13 protein-coding genes are annotated in these 12913 nt (G+C 61.1%); 5 read left to right on the top strand and 8 right to left on the bottom strand.

Going from position 1 to position 12913, the window contains the following annotated elements; genetic code table 11:
- The first annotated feature begins 73 nt into the window (after window positions 1-73).
- Together hutI and hutG are read left to right on the top strand one after the other, a co-directional pair.
- A complete protein-coding gene (hutI, locus tag ACW9JE_RS14025; protein WP_457433068.1) occupies window positions 74-1279 on the top strand; it encodes an imidazolonepropionase in 1206 nt (401 codons plus the stop codon).
- A 10-nt stretch (window positions 1280-1289) separates the two neighbouring features.
- Window positions 1290-2093, top strand: coding sequence for an N-formylglutamate deformylase (gene hutG / locus ACW9JE_RS14020; RefSeq protein WP_457433067.1), 804 nt, complete (start codon window positions 1290-1292; stop codon window positions 2091-2093).
- Between the two features lie 129 nt (window positions 2094-2222).
- Here hutG and ACW9JE_RS14015 read toward each other — a convergent pair whose 3' ends face one another.
- Entirely contained in the window at window positions 2223-2453 is a 231-nt protein-coding gene (locus ACW9JE_RS14015; protein ID WP_224540925.1) for a DUF6124 family protein, read from the bottom strand.
- A 743-nt stretch (window positions 2454-3196) separates the two neighbouring features.
- Here ACW9JE_RS14015 and ACW9JE_RS14010 point away from each other — a divergent pair.
- Genes ACW9JE_RS14010 through cobA form a run of 3 tightly spaced genes read left to right on the top strand, consistent with a single transcriptional unit; the run spans window position 3197 to window position 6911 of the window.
- Complete coding sequence (locus ACW9JE_RS14010; protein ID WP_457433066.1) at window positions 3197-4408, top strand: nitrate/nitrite transporter; 1212 nt, start codon at window positions 3197-3199, stop codon at window positions 4406-4408.
- A gap of 7 nt (window positions 4409-4415) precedes the next feature.
- Window positions 4416-6086, top strand: coding sequence for a protein kinase domain-containing protein (locus ACW9JE_RS14005; RefSeq protein WP_457433065.1), 1671 nt, complete (start codon window positions 4416-4418; stop codon window positions 6084-6086).
- Window positions 6087-6125: 39 nt separating this feature from the next.
- A complete protein-coding gene (cobA, locus tag ACW9JE_RS14000) occupies window positions 6126-6911 on the top strand; it encodes a uroporphyrinogen-III C-methyltransferase (protein ID WP_457433064.1) in 786 nt (261 codons plus the stop codon).
- A gap of 273 nt (window positions 6912-7184) precedes the next feature.
- On the opposite strand, the gene ACW9JE_RS13995 is transcribed toward cobA, so the two are convergent.
- The 7 genes from ACW9JE_RS13995 to ACW9JE_RS13965 all read right to left on the bottom strand — a co-directional run bounded on the left by ACW9JE_RS13995 (window position 7185) and on the right by ACW9JE_RS13965 (window position 12780).
- A complete protein-coding gene (locus ACW9JE_RS13995; protein WP_457433063.1) occupies window positions 7185-8216 on the bottom strand; it encodes an OmpA family protein in 1032 nt (343 codons plus the stop codon).
- Window positions 8217-8323: 107 nt separating this feature from the next.
- The gene (gene sigX / locus ACW9JE_RS13990) at window positions 8324-8914 is read right to left on the bottom strand and encodes an RNA polymerase sigma factor SigX (protein WP_016773832.1); all 591 of its coding nucleotides are present in this window, start codon (window positions 8912-8914) and stop codon (window positions 8324-8326) included.
- A 91-nt stretch (window positions 8915-9005) separates the two neighbouring features.
- On the bottom strand, window positions 9006-9830 hold the full coding sequence (locus tag ACW9JE_RS13985; protein WP_007916401.1) for a mechanosensitive ion channel family protein: 825 nt from the start codon (window positions 9828-9830) through the stop codon (window positions 9006-9008).
- Window positions 9831-9832: 2 nt separating this feature from the next.
- Window positions 9833-10081: a CrfX protein gene (locus ACW9JE_RS13980; RefSeq protein ID WP_224541266.1), complete on the bottom strand. Its 249-nt coding sequence runs from the start codon at window positions 10079-10081 to the stop codon at window positions 9833-9835.
- A 63-nt stretch (window positions 10082-10144) separates the two neighbouring features.
- Window positions 10145-11140 (bottom strand): zinc transporter ZntB, encoded by a 996-nt coding sequence (locus ACW9JE_RS13975; RefSeq protein WP_457433062.1) that lies wholly within the window; start codon window positions 11138-11140, stop codon window positions 10145-10147.
- Window positions 11141-11161: 21 nt separating this feature from the next.
- Window positions 11162-11650 (bottom strand): ribonuclease E activity regulator RraA, encoded by a 489-nt coding sequence (gene rraA / locus ACW9JE_RS13970; RefSeq protein ID WP_224541269.1) that lies wholly within the window; start codon window positions 11648-11650, stop codon window positions 11162-11164.
- A gap of 140 nt (window positions 11651-11790) precedes the next feature.
- Window positions 11791-12780 carry an alpha/beta fold hydrolase gene (locus ACW9JE_RS13965; RefSeq protein WP_224541261.1) on the bottom strand — a complete coding sequence of 330 codons (990 nt, stop codon included), beginning with the start codon at window positions 12778-12780 and terminating at the stop codon, window positions 11791-11793.
- Window positions 12781-12913: the final 133 nt, after the last annotated feature.

Genomic DNA, 12913 nt, shown 5'->3' with positions numbered 1-12913 from the left:
TACAGGGGCGACATCAAACCTGTAGGAGCGAGGCTTGCCCGCGAACCGATTTTGAACACAACGAGGATTTGGGATGAAAACCCTCTGGCAACACTGCCACGTCGCAACCATGGCCCAAGGCGCTTATTCGATCATCGAAGACGCGGCCATCGTGACGTCCGGTGCGCACATTGAGTGGGTCGGCCCGCGCAGTGAACTGCCGTCCGGCGACTTTTCGGCGGTCAATGACTTGGACGGCGCCTGGGTCACCCCGGGCCTGATCGACTGCCACACCCACACGGTGTTCGGCGGCAACCGCAGCGATGAATTCGAAAAGCGCCTGCAAGGCGTCAGCTACGCGGAAATCGCCGCCAGCGGTGGCGGCATCGCCAGCACCGTGCGCGCCACCCGTGCCGCCAGCGAAGAGCAACTGTTCGCCAGCGCCGCCCGCCGTCTGAAAAGCCTGATGCGCGACGGCGTCACCAGCGTCGAGATCAAGTCCGGCTACGGCCTGGACCTGGCCAACGAAGGCAAGATGCTGCGCGTGGCCCGTCGCCTGGGCGCCGAGCTGCCGATCAGTGTGCGCACCACCTGCCTGGCCGCCCACGCTCTGCCGCCGGAATACAAGGACCGCGCCGACGACTACATCGATCACATTTGCGCCGAAATGCTCCCGGCCCTGGCCGCCGAAGGGCTGGTGGATGCCGTGGACGCGTTTTGTGAATACCTGGCCTTTTCCCCGGAACAGGTCGAGCGCGTGTTCGTCACCGCGCACAAATTGGGCTTGCCAGTGAAGCTGCATGCCGAGCAATTGTCGTCGCTGCACGGTTCCAGCCTGGCCGCGCGCTACCAGGCGCTGTCCGCCGATCACCTGGAGTTCATGGACGAAGACGACGCCATCGCCATGGCCAAGTCCGGCACGGTCGCGGTGTTGTTGCCCGGTGCGTTCTACTTCCTGCGCGAAACCCAATTGCCGCCGATGGAAGCACTGCGCAAGCACGGTGTGAAAATCGCCATCGCCAGCGACCTCAACCCGGGCACCTCGCCGGCGTTGTCGGTGCGCCTGATGCTGAACATGGCCTGCACGTGCTTCCGGATGACCCCGGAAGAAGCCCTGGCCGGCGCGACCATTCATGCGGCCACCGCCCTGGGCATGGCCGACACCCACGGTTCGATCGAGGTAGGCAAGGTGGCGGATTTCGTCGCCTGGCAAATCGATCGTCCGGCCGACCTGTCGTACTGGCTGGGCGGTGATCTGGAAAAACGCGTCGTGCGTCACGGCGTCGAAACGAGCCTGTAGGAGAGTCGTTGTGGATAAGGTGTTGAACTTCAAACAAGGCCGGGTACCGCTGCTGATCAGTATGCCCCACGCCGGTACCCGTCTGACCCCAACAGTTGAAGCCGGATTGATCCCCGACGCGAAAAGCCTGCCGGACACCGACTGGCACATCCCGCAGCTGTACGACTTCGCCAGCGAACTGGGCGCCAGCACCCTGGCGGCCGAGTATTCGCGTTTCGTCATCGACCTGAACCGGCCGTCCGACGACAAGCCGCTGTACGTCGGCGCCACCACCGGCCTGTACCCGGCGACCCTGTTCGACGGCGTGCCGCTGTTCCGGGAAGGCCTGGAGCCTTCCAAGGATGAGCGCGCAACCTATCTGGAAAAAATCTGGACCCCCTACCACAGCACCCTGCAGCAAGAGCTTGCGCGCCTGAAGGCCGAGTTCGGCTATGCGCTGCTGTTCGACGCCCACTCGATCCGCTCGATCATCCCGCACCTGTTCGACGGCAAGCTGCCCGACTTCAACCTCGGCACCTTCAACGGCGCCAGCTGCGACCCGCAACTGGCCTCGCAACTGGAAGCCATCTGCGCCGGCCACCCGGACTACAGCCACGTGCTCAACGGCCGCTTCAAAGGCGGCCACATCACCCGCCACTACGGCAACCCGGCAGATAACATCCACGCCGTGCAACTGGAACTGGGCCAGTGCACCTACATGGAAGAATTCGAACCGTTCCGCTACCGCGCGGATCTGGCCGAGCCAACTCGGGTGGTGTTGAAAGAACTGCTGCAAGGCCTGCTCGCCTGGGGCCAAAAGCGCTACGGCGCATAACGCTTCACCGCCTCTTCCTGTGGGAGCGAGCCTGCTCGCGATAGACGCCAACGATAACGCGGATCCTTTGAATGACCGCATTGTCTGGACGTCCATCGCGAGCAGGCTCGCTCCCACAAGGGGCGGGGGTCACGGGGGATCGAGGTTGTCGAGGACCCGATTCACCGCCATCTCTCCCAGCATGATCGACTGCTGAATCCCCAACAGAATATGCCCATCCGACTCCTTCAGGTTTCGGGCGAAGTCGCTCGCCATCGCGCTGGCCGAGGCCAGGGAGACGCTGGCGTATTCAAGCAGGGTGCGGTTGTCGATGTCGGGAGCGACGTGGAAGAAGGGATTGGGTTTGCGTGGGTTGGTCATGATTCAGGTCCTTGAAGATTGGGGAACATGAATGCCAGCCAACACCAAGTCGCGACTAATCAAGAGGGTGGCAGCTGTGCGCAGGTTAGTAGACCGGGTCATATGAGGCCGGCGCGCCCTAAAGCGCCCTACGCACGGCTGCCGTCAAGGGCAGGTATGGATATACCTGCCTTTCAGGAGCGCAGATGCGCTACATATGAGCACGGGCTACTAAACCCGATCACCGACAATCGGTGACGCGAACCAAGTTAGCGACGGCCCCCAAAGCGCACAAGCCGGCGGATTCTGGCGGAGCCGTAGGCAATGCCGCAAGGCGCTGTAGCCTTTTGCGCGGATTTCAGAATCTTCCTACGGGGGAGGGTGAAACATCCGATTTCTCCCTGAAACGCGGTCCCTGTAGCAGCTGGCGAAGCCTGCGTCCGGCTGCGAAGCAGTCGTGAAATCAGCACACGCGGTGTGTCAGACAGACCTCGCATTCAGGTTTTGCGACTGCTGCGCAGCCGGACGCAGGCTTCGCCAGCTGCTACAGGTCTGTGCGTTGGCACAAATCTCGCTAAGCAATCAATACAGGTAACCAACGGCGGTTGCCCCACCTACGACAAAGACGTCGCTCACCCCCTTCGCCCATGGCGAATCGGGTAGCGGCGTTTTTTTGTTTTGGCCCCATAGCCCGGGGCCGGTGGTGCCGCCCGGCGGCGCCCCGACTGACTCCCGTTCGAGACTCCTTTCAGCTGAGGTGCGCGATGAATTCAAGCTTCTGGAAATCCGGCCATACCCCGACCCTGTTCTCGGCCTTCCTCTATTTCGACCTGAGCTTCATGGTCTGGTACCTGCTCGGCCCTCTGGCGGTGCAGATCGCCGCCGACCTGCACCTGACCACCCAGCAACGCGGGATGGTGGTAGCGACGCCGATTCTGGCAGGGGCGATCCTGCGCTTCGTGATGGGCATGCTGGCCGATCGTCTGTCGCCGAAAACCGCTGGTCTGATCGGCCAGGTGATCGTCATCTGCGCGCTGTTCGGCGCCTGGAAACTCGGCATCCACAGCTACGAGCAGGCTCTGCTGCTGGGGCTGTTCCTCGGCATGGCCGGCGCGTCCTTCGCCGTGGCCCTGCCGCTGGCGTCGCAGTGGTATCCACCGCAGCACCAGGGCAAGGCCATGGGCATCGCCGGGGCCGGTAACTCGGGCACCGTGCTGGCAGCGCTTATTGCACCGGTACTGGCGGCGGCGTTTGGCTGGAGCAACGTCTTCGGCTTCGCCCTGATCCCGCTGATCCTGACCCTGATCGTCTTCGCCTGGCTGGCCAAGAATGCCCCGGAGCGGCCAAAAGCCAAGTCGATGGCCGACTACTTCAAGGCGCTGGGCGACCGTGACAGCTGGTGGTTCATGTTCTTCTACAGCGTGACCTTCGGCGGCTTCATCGGCCTGGCCAGCGCCCTGCCCGGCTACTTCAACGACCAATACGGCCTGAGCCCGGTCACCGCCGGCTATTACACCGCCGCCTGCGTGTTCGGTGGCAGCCTGATGCGCCCTCTGGGTGGTGCCCTGGCGGATCGCTTCGGCGGCATCCGCACCTTGCTGGGGATGTACACCGTGGCGGCGATCTGCATCGCGGCCGTGGGTTTCAACCTGCCGAGCTCCTACGCGGCGCTGGCACTGTTTGTGTGCACCATGCTCGGTCTGGGTGCCGGCAACGGCGCGGTGTTTCAGCTGGTACCGCAGCGCTTCCGTCGGGAAATCGGTGTGATGACCGGGCTGATTGGCATGGCCGGCGGCATCGGCGGTTTTGCCCTGGCGGCGGGCATGGGCGCGATCAAGCAAAACACCGGCAGCTACCAGATGGCGCTGTGGTTGTTCGCGAGCCTCGCGGTACTCGCCTGGTTCGGCCTGCACGGCGTGAAACGTCGCTGGAGAACCACTTGGGGGTCGGCCGCTGTGACCGCTGCCCGGGTCTGAGATCGCCATGAGCCTGCAACTGAGTTTTGCCGAAGCCAGCGCCACCGGGCCGCGCGAGGAAAACCAGGACGCCCTGCGCCTGGTCACGCCGGCCCCGGCACTGGCCGCGAGCAAGGGTTACCTGTTCGCCATCGCCGACGGCGTCAGCCAGTGCGCCGATGGTGGCCTGGCCGCCCGCTCGACCTTGCAGGCTCTGGCTTTGGACTATTACGCGACCCCGGAAACCTGGGGCGTCGCCCAGGCGCTGGATCGCCTGCTGCTGGCACAGAACCGCTGGTTACAGGCTAATGGCGGCGGGCAGCCGCTGCTGACCACGGTGAGTGCGCTGGTCATGCGTGGCCGGCGCTTTACTCTGGCCCATGTCGGCGATTGCCGGGTCTATCGCTGGCACGCCGATCAGTTGCAGCGGGTCAGTGAAGATCATGTGTGGGAACAGCCGGGCATGCAGCATGTGCTCAAGCGCGCGCTGGGGCTCGATCAGCATCTGGTGCTGGATTTTCTCGACGGTGAACTGCGGGTCGATGAGAGCTTCGTGCTGCTCAGCGATGGGGTCTGGGCGGTGCTGGGGGATACGGCGATTGCGGCGATCCTGCGCGACCAACCCGATCTCGACAGCGCTGCGCAGACTTTGGTGAATGCGGCGCATCTGGCCGGCAGCCAGGACAACGCCAGCGCCATGCTGGTGCGGGTCGATGCCCTGGGGGAAACCAGCATCGGCGATGCGCTGATTCATTTGCAGCAATGGCCGCTGCCGCCGGCGCTGAAACCCGGCCAGGACTTCGAGGGCTGGAAGATCGAAAGCATTGTCGGCCAGAGTCAGCAGTCACTGCTGTATCGGGTGCGTGATGCCCAACAACAGCCCTGGCTGCTGAAAACCCTGCCCGGCGCGCTGCGCGATGATCATCTGGCCGGGCAAGCGTTGCTGTCTGAGGAATGGTTTCTCAAGCGCGTCGCCGGCCGGCATTTTCCTGAAGTCCATGCGGCCGGTCAGCGTCAGCATTTGTACTACGTGATGCGGGAATATTCCGGCGTCACCCTGGCGCAGCTGTTTGCGCAGAGCGGGCCGTTGCCGCTGGCCCAGTGGCAGGAGTTGGCCGAACGCCTGCTCAAGGCGGTCGGTCTGCTGCATCGTCGGCAGATCCTGCATCGCGACATCAAGCCGGAGAACCTGTTGCTGGGGGACGACGGCGAATTGCGCCTGCTGGACTTCGGCCTGGCCTGGTGCCCCGGCCTGTCCGAAGACCAGCCCTCTACCCTGCCCGGCACCCCGAGCTATATCGCGCCGGAAGGGTTTCGCGGTGACAAGCCGGCGCCGCAGCAGGATCTGTATGCGGTAGGCGTGACCCTTTATTACCTGCTTACCGGGCACTACCCCTATGGCGAAATCGAAGCGTTCCAGCGTCCCCGCTTCGGGGTGCCGGTGAATCCCAGCCGCTATCGCCCGGATCTGCCGGAATGGCTGACCCAAAGCCTGGAGCGCGCAGTGGCAGCGGATCCGGCCCAGCGCTTTGAAACGGCGGAAGAATGGTTGCTGCTGATGGAACAGGGGGAGCGCCGCAGCCTGAACGTACGCCCCCGCCCCCTGCTGGAACGCGAGCCGCTGAAGGTCTGGCGGGCGCTGGCGGTTGGCTCGTTGTTGATCAATCTGACGCTGTTGTTTGCGCTGTTTCATGGCTGACGGCTGGCCATGACGAATTTTCCAAATGAGGACAACACGATGAACGCAAAAGTCTGGCTGGTCGGTGCAGGACCTGGTGATCCGGAACTGCTGACGCTCAAAGCCGTGCGGGCGATGAGAGAAGCGGATGTCGTGCTGATCGATGATCTGGTGAATGACGCGGTCCTTGAGCATTGTGGCAATGCGCGAATCATCCCCGTGGGCAAACGCGGCGGCTGCCGCTCGACGCCGCAGGAATTCATCCATCGCTTGATGCTGCGTTACGCGCGCCAGGGCAAATGCGTGGTACGGCTCAAGGGCGGTGATCCGTGCATTTTCGGGCGTGGTGGCGAGGAAGCTGATTGGCTGCGTGAGCGTGGGGTCGAGGTGGAGCTGGTCAATGGCATTACCGCCGGGCTTGCGGGCGCGACGCAATGCGATATTCCGCTGACACTGCGTGGGGTGGCGCGAGGCGTGACGCTGGTGACGGCCCATACCCAGGACGGCAGCAGCCTGAACTGGCGGGCGCTGGCCCAGGGTGGGACGACCCTGGTGATCTACATGGGCGTGGCCAAACTCGGTGAAATCCGTGAGCAACTGCTGGCTGGCGGGATGGCGGCGCAAACGCCGGTGGCGATGATCGAGAACGCCTCGCTGCCCCATCAGCGGGAGTGTCGCAGCGATCTGACAGCCATGGAGGAAGACGCTCTCGCCTTCGAACTGAAAAGCCCGGCGATCCTTGTAATCGGCGAAGTCGCCGCAGAAAAGATCAAAGGATCGCAGCAGCCGGGATGTATGCAAAACCTGTGGGAGCGTGGCTTGCCCGCGAATGGTGGTCAACGATGACGCGGGCTGCCTGAATGCCCGCGGTGGCTGGGCTTGCATCGCGAGCAAGCTCGGCTCCTACAAAGACGATGCAGTAGCCGGGATGGATGCAAAACCTGTGGGAGCGTGGCTTGCCCGCGAATGGTGGTCAACGATGACGCTGGGTATCTGATGCCCCGCGGTGGCTGGGCCTCCATCGCGAGCAAGCTCGCTCCTACAGGGACGGCAGCCCACCAAATCGCAGGCAAAGAAAAGCCCGGCATGAGCCGGGCTTTTCTCAAAGCGGCGAGCTAATTACTTAGCTTGGGCTTCAACCTGCGCTTCTACGCGACGGTTTACAGCGCGGCCAGCTTCAGTGGCGTTGTCAGCAACTGGGCGGGATTCGCCGTAGCCAACGGACTGAACGCGGGACGATTCAACACCATACTGGTTGGTCAGAACCTGCTTGACAGCCGCTGCGCGACGCTCGGACAGTTTCTGGTTGTAAGCGTCAGGACCGACGGAGTCAGTGTGACCTTCAACAGTAGTGGTGGTGGATGGGTACTGCTTCATGAAGTCAGCCAGGTTCTTGATGTCAGCGTAGCTGTTTGGCTTGACGACCGACTTGTCGAAGTCGAACTTCACGTCCAGCTCTACACGAACAACTTCAGCAACTGCTGGGCAGCCATCAGCGTCAACGGTTACGTTGGCTGGGGTGTCCGGGCACTTGTCGACGTTGTCGCAAACGCCGTCGTTGTCGCTGTCGGAGCAGACTTCTGGAGCTGGAACTGGAGCAGCGGCTGGCTTGGAGCCGCCACCGAAGTTCACACCGATACCGACGCTAGGAGCCCACTCGGTGTCGCCCTTGTCGATGTTGTACTGAGCTTCAACGCCGGCACGGGCGTAGAAGTTCTCGGTGAAGTACAGCTTGGCACCGCCGCCAACGTTGGCGAAGGTGGAGCGGTCACGACCGCCTTTGCCGTTCTGACCGATGCTCTGATCGGAGAAACCAGCCGATACGTATGGACGCAGCATGTCGCCCGGGTTGTTGAAGTGGTACAGAGCGTCCAGAGCGGTGTTGGCGCCCTTGATGTTACGACCGTCGTCGGAACGCACGTTGTGCACTTCGTCGTAGCCCAGACGCAGTTCAACGTCGTCGGTCAGGAAGTAACCAACGGAACCGCCGAACAGGTTGCCGTTGTTCTTGAAGTTACGAGCGCTGTCGAACTGTTCTTTCTTTGCGAAGCCTTCGATTTCAACTGCGCCTTGGCCCTGTGCCAGAGCGCCGAACGAAGTGGCGGCAATAAGAGAACCAATGGCCAAGCCCAAGGTGTTTTTCAGTTTCATCCGTTAAATCCCCATCTGGTGATTGTGAAGCAGTCCCGCAAACCGGGGGACAACTCGGCGGCAATTCTATCAGAACTTGCCTACACGTAAGAGATATTTGCGCTGAACTAAGTTTCAGCAATGCCTGCAAATTTCTCACGCAATTTATCTAGAGCACGTTTGTACCGCATTTTTGTTGCGCTCAAGCCCATGTGCATGATGTCTGCGATCTCCTGAAACTCCAGCTCTGCGACAAATCGTAGCACCAGAATTTCGCGGTCAATCGGATTCACATACACCAGCCAGCGATCAAGTCCGCCCTTCTCCTCGGGTTTCGGCGCCTTTTCCTCGGACGCTTCTTCAAGGGGGTCAAGACTCAATGCGTCCATCAAGCGACGCTTTCGCCGTTCTTTCCGATACTGTGTGATGCACTCGTTGTACGTGATGCTATATAGCCATGTCTTGAACTTCGACTTGCCCTCGAAGTTCTTCAAGCCATACAACACCTTCAACATCACTTCCTGACAGACATCGTCTGCATCGCGATCGTTCCCGAGATATCGTGCACAGACGTTAAATAATGTTCGCTGGTAACGCCGCATCAGTTCTTCATAGGCGCGCGTTACGTGAAACAGCTCGGTATGCGAGCGCGCGACCAACTCCTCATCAGAGAGCTCACGGGGGTCGTAGCGCGTGGATAGCGGTTGGGCTTTATTCAAAACAAGTCGGGCCGACAGTCAGGTCAATGTCCGCCGCAGCCGGCATCAGCAGGCATTTTTGCGGCGGCATACATTAGCAGGATTTGCCGGGTTAGCGGCTACTCACATGCTGCTCGAGGAGGATCCGATTGGAAAGAGAGACTAGCTCACCCTCATCCGTCAGCAATGTGGTTTTAACCGTGCCGATCTCCTCGATCTGCCCTTCGACCTCTCCAACTCGCACTTGTTGCCCAACCTGGTACAACTCACGCACATAGATTCCCGCAAGAATCTGACCGGCAATTTCCCGGCTTCCCAAGCCCATGGCCAGCGCAACCGCCAGACCAACGGTAATCAAAACGATGACGATCACATGGTTGAGCAGGTCAGTCTTGACCTCCAACTGACTGATCGCGACCGAAATACTGATGATGATGACCAGCCCCTGGGCGATTCGCCCAAGGCCTGAAGCGTAGTCCAGTCCCACGCCTTCCGCTGCGCCACGCACCAGGCCGTTGGCCAGTTGCGCCAGCAGGACACCTACCAGCAGCACCAGCGCGGCACCGAAAACCTTCGGCAAATACAGCGCCAGCATGTCCAGCGTAGCTGAAACCCGCTCAAGGCCAAGGGATTCAGCGGCGGAAACCAGGAAAATCAACAGGACGAACCAGTAGACGATCTTGCCGATCAGGGTCGAAATCGGAACCTGCAGGCCGGCGCGAGACATCAGTTTGGTCAGGCCGGTACCGCCCATCAGGCGATCGAGGCCCAGTTTGGCCAGCAATTTGGACAGCAGCGTGTCCAGCAACTTGGCCACGACGAAACCCAGCAGCAGCACAACCAGTGCGCCAAACAGGTTCGGAATGAAGTTCGCAACCTTGGTCCATAGCGCAGTCATTGCAGTGACGAGGCTCTGTGTCCAGAGATCAAGTTCCATATTCAATCAGCCTTATCAGCAGTGCGAGCGTTAGGTTTACGAAGACGGGACACCGGCGCCACATGGGCCGAGCCATTATTGAGGGCGATCATCAGGGCGGGCAGCCAGCGGCCCAGCAGACTGAACAGATCGCCGGCGCCGACCTGGCGGTTGGCGGTTTTCAGTACGCGGCCAAGGCACGCATCCTCGTCCCGGCTGGACGGTTCGGCATTGAGCATGTCACGCAAAGACTGTTCAAACGGATCGTGCATACGCACCTCTCGTGATGTCTGTGAAAGACGCGGTCAAATTTGGTCGGGTCACAAGGTTTACATTCAGACCCAGCGCAAACGCCGGAATAACCACCACTGCCCGAGCGCCACCGAAACCATCAGCACGCAGGCGACGAGGAAGCCATAAGGACTTCCGGATAACGGAATCCCCCCGACGTTGATCCCCAAAAGACCGGTCAAAAAGCTCATCGGCAAAAAGATCCCGGTGATGATCCCGAAGCGATACATGGTGCGGTTCATGCGCACGCTCAATCTTCGGTCTTCAGCCTCCAGGACCAGCCCCACGCGCTCCCGGGTCAATTCCAGCTCCTCGAGATAACGGGTCAGGCTGTTGTTCAATTCGTTCCAGTAGTCGCCATCGTCCTCGACGAACCAGGGCAATTTGATCCGTGTCAGCTGACCGAAAATATCCCGCTGCGGAGCGAGGAACCGCTTCAACGCAGCAGCCCGGCGCCGGATCTGCAAAACCTCTCCATGTTCGGGCGTATACCGTTCGTCGGCATCCAGCTTTTCCTCTTCGTCATCGACCACTTCGGAGAGGCAACTGACCAGATCCTGAACCTTGTTGGTCAGGTACTGCGCCATATAGAGGATGATTTCAGAGGCGGTTTTCGGCCCCTTGCCTGCCTCCAGTTGCGCCAGCAGTTCTTCAGTGGCGCGCAACGGGCGCAACCGAAGGGAAATCACTCGCTGGGCGGAACCGAAGATCCGTACTGAGACCATGTCTTCAGGCTCAGCCCCCGGATTGAGGTTTACACCACGCAAAAATAGCAGCAGTTCGCTGTCGGAAAGCTGTAAGAGACGCGGACGGGTGTTTTCTTCCAGCAGCAGATCGCAGCTGAATTCGCTCAGACCACTGGATTTGCGCAGCCAGGTCTGGGTTTGCGGATGACTGCGATCCCAGTGCAGCCACAGGCTTTCATGGGCCTGCAGCTGCAGATCGTCGAGTTCTGTTCGGGCTATCGAACGCGCACCGCCTTTACCGTCCAGCACCAGGGCGTGGACCAATCCCCACTGCGCGTTTTCTTCCTCGAACATCCGCATTCCTTCTGTCAGGTTTTACTCAGGCATTTTCAGCGGGCTCGGCGAGATGATCACGCCGTTGTTGTCCGCATAAATGTAGTGGCCCGGGTGGAAAGTCACCCCGGCAAAGGTGACGGCAACGTTCAGGTCGCCGATGCCGCGCTTGTCGGTTTTCATCGGGTGGCTGGCCAGCGCCTGGACGCCCAGCTCGGTTTGCGCGATGACGTCGACGTCACGGATGCAACCGTAGATCACCAGCCCTTCCCAACCGTTTTTCGCGGCTTTCTCGGCGAGCATGTCGCCCAGCAGCGCGCGACGCAGGGAGCCGCCGCCATCGACCACCAGTACCTTGCCCTTGCCCTGGAGTTCGACCTGTTCCTTGACCAGCGAGTTGTCTTCGAAACATTTGATGGTCACGATTTCGCCGCCGAAGGAATCACGGCCGCCGAAATTGCTGAACATCGGTTCCAGCACCTGCACCAGTTCCGGATAGGCGTCGCACAGGTCAGGCGTGAGGTAATGGATCATCGAGAAACTCCTGTAAAGAGGAAGAAAGCACGAACATCATTGATGATTCGATCATCGAAAATGACCAGAACAGCTCAAACCGTCATATCTTAGCCTCAAGCCGGCCAGAGCGGAATGCCCCTGTTAGAGCCTCCAGCTTAGATTGCCGCGGCCACGTCCGCTTGTTCACCCAGCAATGGGGTGTGCTGATCCGCCAACCAACGGGCTACCAGAGGCCATACCTCGGTCTGCGCCGCCTTGCTGACCAGCATCTCCACATGCCCGAAATTCTCGGTAAAACCCTGCTCACGCCCCAGGTTGATGAACTGCTTGTGCTCGCAGCCTAACTGCTCGAACAGCTTGCGGCACGCCCAGGCCGGATCCTGATGATCCCCCGCCGCGCTCACCGCCAGCACCGGCACCTGGACTTCGGCCAAGCCGGCCCACCAGTCCTTGTCGGCATCGCCAAAGCGCCCGAACAGGCCGTACCAGCGCATGCTCTCAAGGGCCAGGCCAATCGGCTCGTCTTCCGGCCCACGCTTAAGCCGTGACCCGGACAGCTGGGCGAAACGCTTGAGAATGAAGCGGCCGCTCCACTCTACCGGCGGGATCTTCAACGGCCAGTAGGTGCGGCTGACCTGGGTGCCGAAGAACGCCGCGGATGCCACCACCGGCTCGCCGATGTATTGACCGCCCAAGGCCGCTGCCAGAGTAATGCCACCCAGCGAATGGCCGATCCAGTGCGGAATCTGGCCGCTTTGCTCGCGCACGAAGGCGCCAATGGCCGGCAGATCGTAGCGCGCGTAGTCGGCGACGCGGTTCTTGCGGTAGTCCAGGTTGCGCTGGGACAGGCCGTGGCCGCGCATTTCCGGAATCCACACGTCGTACCCCAGCCGCGTCAGATGCGCGCCCAGGCCCAGGCCCTTGGGGGAAAACCAGAAGCGTCGGTTGGAAAAGCTGCCGTGCAGGAGAATGACCGGCACGCCGCGCACTGCCGAGTCATCGGCCATGCCCAGGCGCGTCACGGCGATTTCGACGCTGGCGTCAGGGCTGTTCGCGGGTTTCAAACGATAGACATCTTCGCTCAGATCACCGCGTCGTTCGGCGCTGATCAGGGCGACAGGAAATAGGTTGCTGCTGCTTTGCATAATCTCTTGCACAAAAAAGGGCGGCTTCCGGAGGAGCCCGCCCTGCTTGAATCTTTCGAACCGCGATCCCGTGTGGGAGCGAGCCTGCTCGCGATGGTTTTCAGAACAACGCGTTTATCCAGCAAACACACAT

The organism is Pseudomonas sp. SDO55104_S430 (assembly GCF_054070595.1).
This window is presented reverse-complemented; position numbering and strand designations above follow the sequence as displayed.

Coding starts and splice junctions, on each gene's coding strand:
- hutI (WP_457433068.1), top strand. CDS start 74: ATGAAAACCCTCTGGCAACACTGCCACGTCGCAACCATGGCCCAAGGC.
- ACW9JE_RS14015 (WP_224540925.1), bottom strand. CDS start 2,453: ATGACCAACCCACGCAAACCCAATCCCTTCTTCCACGTCGCTCCCGAC.
- ACW9JE_RS14010 (WP_457433066.1), top strand. CDS start 3,197: ATGAATTCAAGCTTCTGGAAATCCGGCCATACCCCGACCCTGTTCTCG.
- ACW9JE_RS14005 (WP_457433065.1), top strand. CDS start 4,416: ATGAGCCTGCAACTGAGTTTTGCCGAAGCCAGCGCCACCGGGCCGCGC.
- cobA (WP_457433064.1), top strand. CDS start 6,126: ATGAACGCAAAAGTCTGGCTGGTCGGTGCAGGACCTGGTGATCCGGAA.
- ACW9JE_RS13995 (WP_457433063.1), bottom strand. CDS start 8,216: ATGAAACTGAAAAACACCTTGGGCTTGGCCATTGGTTCTCTTATTGCC.
- ACW9JE_RS13985 (WP_007916401.1), bottom strand. CDS start 9,830: ATGGAACTTGATCTCTGGACACAGAGCCTCGTCACTGCAATGACTGCG.
- ACW9JE_RS13980 (WP_224541266.1), bottom strand. CDS start 10,081: ATGCACGATCCGTTTGAACAGTCTTTGCGTGACATGCTCAATGCCGAA.
- ACW9JE_RS13975 (WP_457433062.1), bottom strand. CDS start 11,140: ATGTTCGAGGAAGAAAACGCGCAGTGGGGATTGGTCCACGCCCTGGTG.
- ACW9JE_RS13965 (WP_224541261.1), bottom strand. CDS start 12,780: ATGCAAAGCAGCAGCAACCTATTTCCTGTCGCCCTGATCAGCGCCGAA.